The 9822-nt window shown below is 41.8% G+C and carries 9 protein-coding genes; 4 read left to right on the forward strand and 5 right to left on the reverse strand.

Annotated features, from left to right (window positions below; all coding sequences use genetic code 11):
- The first annotated feature begins 104 nt into the window (after positions 1 to 104).
- Positions 105 to 353: a hypothetical protein gene (locus CDZ78_RS06650; RefSeq protein ID WP_087869303.1), complete on the forward strand. Its 249-nt coding sequence runs from the start codon at positions 105 to 107 to the stop codon at positions 351 to 353.
- Positions 354 to 432: 79 nt separating this feature from the next.
- Here the strand turns inward: CDZ78_RS06650 and rodA are convergent, their stop codons facing one another.
- The 5 genes from rodA to CDZ78_RS06675 all read right to left on the reverse strand — a co-directional run bounded on the left by rodA (position 433) and on the right by CDZ78_RS06675 (position 6044).
- Complete coding sequence (gene rodA, locus CDZ78_RS06655) at positions 433 to 1566, reverse strand: rod shape-determining protein RodA (protein ID WP_087869304.1); 1134 nt, start codon at positions 1564 to 1566, stop codon at positions 433 to 435.
- A 116-nt stretch (positions 1567 to 1682) separates the two neighbouring features.
- Entirely contained in the window at positions 1683 to 3518 is a 1836-nt protein-coding gene (mrdA, locus tag CDZ78_RS06660) for a penicillin-binding protein 2 (protein WP_087869305.1), read from the reverse strand.
- Between the two features lie 4 nt (positions 3519 to 3522).
- On the reverse strand, positions 3523 to 3999 hold the full coding sequence (gene mreD / locus CDZ78_RS06665) for a rod shape-determining protein MreD (RefSeq protein WP_087869306.1): 477 nt from the start codon (positions 3997 to 3999) through the stop codon (positions 3523 to 3525).
- Positions 3986 to 4858 (reverse strand): rod shape-determining protein MreC, encoded by an 873-nt coding sequence (mreC, locus tag CDZ78_RS06670; RefSeq protein WP_087869307.1) that lies wholly within the window; start codon positions 4856 to 4858, stop codon positions 3986 to 3988. The genes mreD and mreC overlap by 14 nt, the downstream gene beginning before the upstream one ends.
- Before the next feature lie 142 nt (positions 4859 to 5000).
- Entirely contained in the window at positions 5001 to 6044 is a 1044-nt protein-coding gene (locus tag CDZ78_RS06675) for a rod shape-determining protein (RefSeq protein WP_087869308.1), read from the reverse strand.
- 331 nt (positions 6045 to 6375) lie between these two features.
- Between CDZ78_RS06675 and gatC the strand changes: the two genes are divergently transcribed.
- Genes gatC through gatB form a run of 3 tightly spaced genes read left to right on the forward strand, consistent with a single transcriptional unit; the run spans position 6376 to position 9570 of the window.
- Positions 6376 to 6663: an Asp-tRNA(Asn)/Glu-tRNA(Gln) amidotransferase subunit GatC gene (gatC, locus tag CDZ78_RS06680; protein ID WP_087869309.1), complete on the forward strand. Its 288-nt coding sequence runs from the start codon at positions 6376 to 6378 to the stop codon at positions 6661 to 6663.
- A gap of 10 nt (positions 6664 to 6673) precedes the next feature.
- Positions 6674 to 8125 (forward strand): Asp-tRNA(Asn)/Glu-tRNA(Gln) amidotransferase subunit GatA, encoded by a 1452-nt coding sequence (gatA, locus tag CDZ78_RS06685; RefSeq protein WP_087869310.1) that lies wholly within the window; start codon positions 6674 to 6676, stop codon positions 8123 to 8125.
- Positions 8126 to 8136: 11 nt separating this feature from the next.
- Positions 8137 to 9570 (forward strand): Asp-tRNA(Asn)/Glu-tRNA(Gln) amidotransferase subunit GatB, encoded by a 1434-nt coding sequence (gatB, locus tag CDZ78_RS06690; protein WP_087869311.1) that lies wholly within the window; start codon positions 8137 to 8139, stop codon positions 9568 to 9570.
- The last annotated feature ends 252 nt before the right edge of the window (positions 9571 to 9822 follow it).

The following is a 9822-nucleotide window of genomic DNA, read 5'->3' on the forward strand; positions in this document are numbered from 1 at the left end:
AATTCCGGGACTCCTGTCGCCGTAATTCGTTCACCTACGCAGCGAATAGGAGATGCTCCAGCCGCCCTGCGTCCGCCACAGACTGAGCACAAAGCAGCTCAGTCATGGCTACCTCAAATGGCTCTACGGCTATTCGGGATAAAATTTTAGCCTCCCTCGCGCGCTATCGCGCACTTCGGATTGGCAAATTTCCCTGCGCCTTCTGGAGACTATCAGCCCGTCCGGGGCTGACAGCGGATGCCGTTGCAAAGGATAAAGCAGCACAAAAAGAACATGTATTAAACGGGCATAAGAAAGAATTTATTGATGCTGAATACAAATTAAATTCAGAACAAACACCCTCTCTTAAATAAATTAAAGCTAGCTGTTTTCCCGCACGCAGGAAATAAGTTATGACTCATATCCCCCGGTGCAAAGGAAAAATCAAATGCGTTAGCTAGGTAGAATTTTCTTATGCGTATGAATAGACATCAAAATACCAAATCCGGCGAATAAGGTTACCATAGATGTCCCCCCATAACTGATTAATGGTAAGGGTATTCCTACTACCGGCAAGATACCGATAACCATACCTATATTGACAAAAGCATAGACAAAAAAGGTACACACCAGGCTACCTGCAAGCAGACGACTATAAGTATCCTGTGCCTGTACCGCAATATATAAACCTCGGGCAATAATAAATATATATACTGCCAGTAAGCCGAGACAGCCTAGTAAACCAAACTCTTCAGCAAAAACAGCAAAAATAAAATCGGTAGAGCTTTCTGGTAAAAAATCTAATTGAGATTGAGTATTACCTTGCCAGCCTTTGCCATAGCCCCCCCCTGACCCAATGGCAATTTTAGACTGAATAATATGATAGCCTTTACCCATAGGGTCTGCCTCAGGATTTAAAAAGGTAAGCACCCTATCCTTCTGGTATTCACGCATAAAGAAATGCCAATACACTGGAGCAAGTGCAGCTAAACTGAACGCACTAGTCAATAAGAATCGCCAGGAAAGGCCGGCAAAATATAGCACTGAGGCACCAGAACTCGCTACTAATAGGGCTGTACCCAAATCTGGCTCGCGTACAATTAATAAAGTTGGGATTAGAATAAATGTGGCTGCAATTATAATATGCCGCCATTTAGGTGGAATCTCATGTCCGGATAAATACCAGGCAATCATCATAGGCGTGGTAATTTTTATCATTTCGGAAGGCTGGAAGCGAAATACCCCTAAATCTAGCCACCGCTGAGCTCCTTTTCCAACATCGCCAACCAATAAAACTGCTACCAGCAATATGACTCCTACACTGTACAATAAGATTGAAAAACGCTGAAACTGCCTAGGGTCTACATGTGCTAATACTATCATCAACACACCTGCGACTCCCATTCGGGCAGATTGACGAATAAGCAAAGTGGCTTCCTTATTGCCCGTGCTATAAAGCATCATAAAGCTTAATATCAATAATAATAGCAGGCCGATTAACAACGGTATATCAATATGCAATTTGCGTAATAAGCTGCCAATTAAAGAGTGCTCTTTAAATTGCTCAGCTCTGTGTTCTATCTTCATTTGTTGTTTTTCTCGATGGTTTCACCAGGAATGCATAGCTGTAAAACGATACTTTAACCCGCTGAATTGTACTAACCGATGGCAAATGCACCACCCAACCTTCTTGTTTAACAGACTTACTTATCTAGCAGATATTGCTTAATCACCTTAGCCGCAATAGGTGCAGCAATAGAACTTCCGTGACTACCATGCTCAGCTATCACTGCAACAGCGATTTTAGGGTTGTCAGCTGGAGCAAATGCAATAAATAACGCATGATCACGCATATTAAATGCAATTTCCTCTTCGTTATACTCCTCATCTTGCTTAACCGTGTATACTTGCGCAGTCCCAGTTTTACCAGCAATTTGATAGTCTATATTTTTTGCTATTCGCTTCGCTGTTCCTCTAGGCGAGTGCACAACATGCACCATAGCATTAATAATATCCTGCACATTAGTCGACTTCAATTCGATTGTTTTCTGCACAGGTTTTTTGATTTCTATTTCTCTATCTGCATCAATAATTTTTTGCGCTAAATAAGGGGTAACAATGTACCCCTTATTAGCCAGAGTTGCTGTTGCACGCGCTAATTGCATCGGCGTAACCTGAGTAAAACCCTGGCCTATGCCTGTAATAAGCGTTTCACCCGGGTACCAGGCCTGTTCTCTATGAATACGCTTCCATTCCCTTGAGGGTAATAACCCTGCTTTCTCACCTTTTAAATCAATCCCGGTTTTTTGACCAAAACCAAATTTATGTAAAAAACTGGATAAATTATCAATACCTAAAGCAAGTGACATATCATAAAAATAAACATCACATGATTGCGTAATGGCAATATCTAAATTAACCTTGCCATGCCCCCATTTTTTCCAGTCTCTATATTTATGCGCTTTATTTGGCAATTGATAATACCCCGGACAAAATAAAGTCTGATGCATATGGGTGATATTATGCTCTAAACCAGCTAGGCCGATAAACGGCTTTAATGTCGACCCTGGGGGATATTGGCCACGTAATACACGATCAAACAGTGGTTTATTTTTAGACGTATTAAGTGCTTTATAATCAACATAACTAATACCTGAAACAAATAAATTGGGATCAAAACTCGCTTTACTCACCTGTACCAGCACACCACCAGTTTGCAAATCCAGTGCAACCACTGCACCATTAAATTCAGCCAAAGCATCATAGGCTACTTTTTGCAAATCAACGTCTAAAGTCAGAAAAATATCCGCTCCCGGGACTGATTCAATTTTACCTAGTTCATTAATTGGCTTACCCTGAGCATTGGTTTCTATTTCAGAGTAACCGGCATGGCCGCGCAAAATATCCTCATAAGCACGCTCCACCCCGATTTTACCAATGGTATGTATAGAGCGATATTCTGCTGCTGGTAATGTTTTTAGTTCCTGCTCATTAATACGCCCGACATAGCCAACGACATGTGCAGTCAATTCAGCATAAGGGTAATGACGTATAAGTCGCGCATGTATATCAACACCAGGAAAAGTATGTCTTAACACTGCAAACCTGGCAACATCAGTATTACTTAGTTGCATTAATAAAGGAATGCTATCGAAATGCTTGTAACGCTTCCTATGCTTTTTGAATGCTTCAATTTTTTCTTCAGGAATGCTAAGCACCGATTGCAGACGCTTTAGAGTACCCTCCATATCCGCAACTTGCTCTGGAATAACCTCCAGACTATAAGAGGGTAGATTTTCAGCTAAAATCCGACCATGCTTATCATAAATAATCCCACGCGTTGGCGGAACTGAAGTCACTTTAATACGATTATTAGTCGCCATACCGTGATAACGGCTATGCCCTGCCACTTGCAAATAAATGAGACGGGTAATTAATCCGCCTATTAAAAACAGCATGAATACAAACAGAATAACCGTTCTGCTTAAAAAAATACGATTCTCTAAAAAACTATCTTTTATAACCTGATGGCGACGCATAAACTTAAGAAAAAAAACGTATCTTGCGTATTACCAATAATACCAGCGGCCAAACGATTCCGTCGGTCAAAACAGGTAACCAGGATTGCAATGGAACCGCCTGATCATTAATGCGTTCCACCCAAAAAACAAGTATATGGGCAACCAATAAGATCAGACAAACAAATAAACTCTGTTGAATAATAGGGAATTGCCGAATACGTTTATGCTGTTTAACACTAAGATAAATACTCACTGTATAAGCGAGTGCATACTGACCTAACAACTGCCCTGTCAATACATCGACCAGCAAACCGACAAACCAGGCCTTACCAACACTTGTTGTCTCAGGCGTGGCAAATGCCCAATAAATTAAAACCAATAAAACCCAGTCAGGGGTAAGGTATAACACGGGTGTAGACCAGGGGATAATTTTTAAGGCCATGGCAACAATTATGGTCAGCCAGTAGCCTAATAATGTTACCTGTCTAGTCTGTACCATTTGCTTCAACAATAATCTGTTTGCTTAAAGGAATGACTTGTTTATTATTCCAGACGATTAGTAATTCTCTACTAGTGTTAAGAGCCGCACTGGGCTCTGCCTGAATAATGGCAAAGGGTTTATCTGGTTGTTCAACAAAAGAACTGACTACAGCAACAGGGTAGCCTTGAGGAAATACACCTCCCAACCCAGAAGTGATTAATAGATCACCCGGCATAATATCCGCGTTATTAGGCAAAAAAGGCAGGTTTAATTTATTTAACTGACCACTACCAATAGCGATAGTATGCAGGCCGTTACGATTTACCTGTACAGGAATAGCATGATTCGGATCGGTGATTAAAATAATTTCAGAACTTAGAGGTAAAGCTTTGGCTACCTGACCGACAATACCATTTTCATCTAATACTGCCTGCCCTTTAGATACCCCAAAACGATTCCCCTTATTAACCACGACAACATGTTCATACGGAGCGAGATTAACAGATAACAGCTCTGCAACCAAAACTTGCTCACCCAGCTTGAATGAACTATCCAGTAATGAACGTAAGCGTATATTTTCTTTCTCTAAATCAGCAAACTTTAATAATTTTGCATTATTAATAAGATGTTCTCGTTTTAGTTGCCTATTTTCATTTAAAAGCTCTTCATAGCCCTTAAATGACTGGATAGTTTTATTCAACAAACTACTAGGAAGATCGACTACGTATTGAACCGGGTAAACGAATACCGACAGGAGGTCACGTAAGGGCTTTAACTTATCACTTTTTTGATCCACGACTATCAGCACAATAGACAATAGCAACACGACAATAAATCGTGTATTAATGGATGGGCCAGTAGCAAATAAAAGTTTTATAGTCGTCTATCCTGATAAATTGGTAATAATGCTTAGGGCTTAGTGAGTTTATATTGTATTGGATGAGCAAAGATATTTTCCTGCCACCATAAAAATGTGATGAGCACGCTACTTCTTGCCCACCCCATCGCACCTATCAATATTATTCTAAAGAAAATGCCGACAAGCCTTTTTCATCCAGCATCTCCAGAACCATACCACCCCCACGGGCAACACAAGTTAAAGGATCATCTGCAATATAAACCGGTAAACCTGTTTCTTCGGCAATCAAGCGGTCTATATCTTTTAATAAGGCACCACCACCAGTCAGTACAATTCCTCGCGTTGCAACATCAGCTCCTAGTTCAGGTGGTGTTTGTTCCAGAGCAACTTTAACCGCCCCGACTATGCCAGACAAAGGCTCTTGCAAGGCTTCTAAAATCTCATTACTATTTAGGGTAAAACCTCTAGGCACACCCTCAGCCAGATTCCGCCCTTTAACCTCAATCTCCATAATTTCACTACCAGGATAAGCAGTACCAACTTCATGCTTAATCCTTTCAGCCGTCGCCTCACCAATTAATGTGCCGTAATTTCTACGCACATAATTAATAATGGCCTCATCAAACCGGTCTCCACCGATTCTGACGGAAGCTGAATAAACAATACCATTCAGTGAAATAATGGCCACTTCAGATGTACCGCCACCAATATCAAGAACCATAGAACCATGCGCTTCATCAACAGGTAAACCAGCCCCAATTGCAGCTGACATCGGCTCTTCTATTAAATACACTTCACGTGCACCAGCCATTGCTGCAGACTCTCTAATAGCACGTCGTTCTACCTGGGTAGAACCGCAAGGCACACAAATTAAAATACGTGGGCTAGGACGAAAAAATTTATTATCATGAACTTTTTTGATAAATTCACGCAACATACGCTCTGTTACCGCAAAGTCAGCTATTACCCCGTCTTTTAAAGGACGAATAGCGGTAATATTTCCAGGTGTACGACCCAGCATCAATTTTGCATCAGCACCGACGGCCGCTATCATCTTGGAACCACGGTCCCTATCTTCTTTAATCGCTACAACAGAGGGCTCATTTAGGACAATACCTTGTCCGGGCATATAAATAAGTGTATTAGCCGTTCCTAAGTCAATTGATAGATCATTAGAAAACATGCCACGAATTTTATTAAACATTAATTCCTGCTCCTGAACACATAGAAAATCTTGTTACTTTAACAATCAATGAGGTATTTGGGCAAGATATACTTAACACGGTTACAAATGCGGATTTATAGCTACTGATTTTTGCCGCTAGCAGTATTACTGAAACAGTTGTGTGACCAGCTATACGCCTATTTCAGCGGCTTTCTCCAGGCAAAAATAAACTGACCATACAACCGGCAACCGTGACCGCACTAAATATATAAAGTATCATATTCGGTTATTCGCCTTTATCTGACCTGTTTCCCAGGCCAGTAAAAATTAAAAAACAACTTAAGAACCTTATTGTTTATATGGAGTTACAATGTCGTTAACAGCTGATGATGTTAATAAAATTGCCTATTTAGCTCGTTTAGGTATAGATACTCAGGACACCGAGTCCTATGCTAAAGATTTATCGGGTATGCTAGATCTAGTTGCTCAAATGAGCACTGTCGATACCGATAACGTCGTGCCTATGGCGCACCCACTAGGCCAGGTACAACGCCTACGCCCAGATCAGGTCAGTGAAGAAAACCAGCGCGAAGCTTTTCACGCCATTGCTCCACAAGTTGAAGCTGGCTTATTTCTTGTGCCCAAAGTTATTGAATAAGGTAATCCACATGCATACTAAAACGATTGCACAACTTGCTAAAGGTTTACAGGCAGGTGACTATTCAAGCGTAGAGCTAACCCAGTCCTATCTTGAACGTATCAAACAACATCAGAATCTTAATAGCTTTATTAGCATTACTGAAGAACAGGCACTTACAACCGCTAAACAGGCAGACCAGGCTCTTGCCCAAGGCAATGCTCCACTGCTTACTGGTGTATCCATTGCTCATAAAGATATTTTTTGTACGCAAGGAGTAAAAACTAGTTGCGGCTCTAAAATGCTGGATAATTTTATCGCACCTTACAATGCTACCGTGGTAGAAAAATTTAATGCAGCTGGTGTTGTAACACTTGGTAAATTAAATATGGATGAGTTCGCAATGGGGTCATCTAATGAGACCAGCTTTTACGGTAGCGTCCTGAACCCCTGGGCAACTGACACTGTTCCCGGCGGCTCATCCGGCGGCTCTGCCGCTGCTGTTGCAGCACACCTAGCTCCCGGAGCCACAGGCACCGATACCGGCGGGTCTATACGCCAGCCAGCCGCACTCTGTGGTATTACTGGTTTAAAACCGACTTATGGCCGGGTTTCTCGTTACGGTATGATTGCCTATGCATCAAGCCTGGATCAAGGCGGACCGATGACGCAAACTGCCGAAGATGCGGCGCTGATGTTACAAATAATGGCTGGATTTGATCCCAAAGATTCGACTAGCGTTGAGCGCGAAGTGCCTGACTATAGTTCAGACTTAAACAATAGTCTTGCGGGGTTAAAAATTGGTCTACCTAAAGAGTTTTTTGATGCCGCTTTAAACAGCGAAATGGCTGCAACTATCGAAGCTGCAATTAATGAATATAAAAAAATGGGTGCGGAAATAATTGAAGTTTCCATGCCTAATTTGAAGCTAGCCATTCCTGCTTATTATGTGATTGCCCCTGCTGAATGTTCAGCCAACCTTTCACGCATGGATGGTGTACACTTTGGCCACCGCTGCACCAACCCTGCCGATTTAAACGACCTTTATATACGTTCGCGTGGTGAAGGCTTTGGCACAGAGGTAAAACGCCGTATTCTAGTGGGTACCTATGCTTTATCAGAAGGCTATTACGATGCCTATTATATTAAGGCGCAAAAAATTCGCCGTTTAATTAGTGATGATTTTAATAAAGCATTAACTGAAGTTGATGTCATTATGGGTCCGGTCACCCCCACTCCGGCATTTGGGCTCGGAGAAAAAATCAGCGACCCTATCGAAATGTATCTAGCGGATATCTATACCATTGCCATTAACCTGGCTGGATTACCTGCTATGTCAATTCCTGCCGGATTTATAGATAATAAACCAGTCGGCCTACAGATTATTGGCAATTATTTTGCCGAAGCAAAGCTGCTTAATGTGGCACACCAATACCAGCAAGTTACCGACTGGCATCAACAAACACCGAAAGGCTTTGAGTAAGGAGTTATACTATGCAATGGGAAACAGTTATCGGGTTGGAAATTCACGCCCAACTGGCAACAAAAACTAAAATCTTTTCAGGCGCCTCTACCGCTTACGGTGCAGAACCTAATACACAAGCCTGTGCAGTTGACCTAGGTTTACCGGGCGTACTGCCTGTGCTAAATCAGGAGGTCGTGCGCATGGCGGTTAAATTTGGCATGGCAATCGAAGCCGAAGTCGCCGATTATTCAGTATTTGCCAGAAAAAATTATTTCTACCCTGATTTACCCAAAGGCTATCAGATCAGCCAGATGGATCACCCTATCGTGGGTATCGGTCATATGGATATTGATGTCGACGGTCAAACTAAACGTGTAGGAGTAACTCGTGCACATTTAGAAGAAGATGCCGGTAAATCATTACATGAAGATTTTCATGGCCTAACCGGAGTTGATTTGAATCGTGCGGGCACACCGTTACTGGAAATCGTATCAGAACCCGATATGCGCTCGGCTAAAGAAGCCGTCGCCTATATGCGTAAAATTCACGAACTGGTGCAATATCTGGATATTTGTGATGGCAATATGCAGGAAGGCTCCTTCCGTTGCGATGCCAATGTCTCGATACGCCCAGTAGGGCAAGAAGAATACGGCACACGAACTGAGCTAAAGAATATCAACTCATTCAAGTTTGTTGAAAAAGCCATCAACATCGAAGTTGAACGTCAGATTGACATCATTGAAGCAGGCGGCAGGATCACTCAGGAAACACGCCTGTATGATGCAGATAAAAATGAAACCCGCTCTATGCGTAGCAAAGAAGAAGCCAATGATTATCGCTACTTCCCTGACCCTGATTTATTACCTGTGTATATCAGTGATGAATTACGCGCACAAGTCAAAGCAGACTTACCTGAGTTAGCGCACATAAAAAGACAACGCTTTATTGAGCAATATAAACTGGATTTAGAAACAGCCACTCAATTAACAAGTTCCAGACAACTTGCAGATTATTTTGAGGCGTTAATTACTGAATCTGGCTGTAATGCAAAAATTTGTAGTAACTGGGTAACCGTTGAACTCTCAGGGGCACTAAATAAACAGAACCTGGATATTAGCCAATCCCCTGTTACACATGAACGCCTTGCTGTTCTATTAAAGCGCATTAGCGATAATACTATTTCAGGTAAAATTGCCAAACAAGTCTTTGAAATAATGTGGACTAGTGCAGACAGTGCAGATGCTATTATTGAAGCACAAGGTTTAAAACAGATCACTGATAGCGGTGCTATTGAAGCGATTATAGATAAGATTATCGCTGATAACCAGGGACAGGTTGAACAGTATTTAAGTGGCAAAGATAAAGTATTTGGTTTCTTTGTCGGACAAACTATGAAGGCGTCACAGGGTAAAGCAAACCCTGGCGAGGTCAATAAAATCCTGAAAGAGAAATTAAAGCGGTAAAATATTGTTTAGGAATGAATTGCGTGATTCAATATCCTGAGTTTTTAAAACAAAGGAACCAGATAAAATAAAATCCGAAACTTTGTGTAGCCCGTATGGAGCTTGCGGAATACGGGGAAGTAAGTATGCTATTTTTCCTGTATTCCGCAAGCTATATACAGGCTACATTGGAAATAGGCTTGCGGATATTATTTAACCCGCGCTCCTTAAGCCTTATCTCAATCACGCAGACTGAGCGCATTAACAGCTTCG

The sequence above is a fragment of the Bathymodiolus platifrons methanotrophic gill symbiont genome (assembly GCF_002189065.1).
Taxonomy (GTDB): domain Bacteria; phylum Pseudomonadota; class Gammaproteobacteria; order Methylococcales; family Methylomonadaceae; genus Methyloprofundus.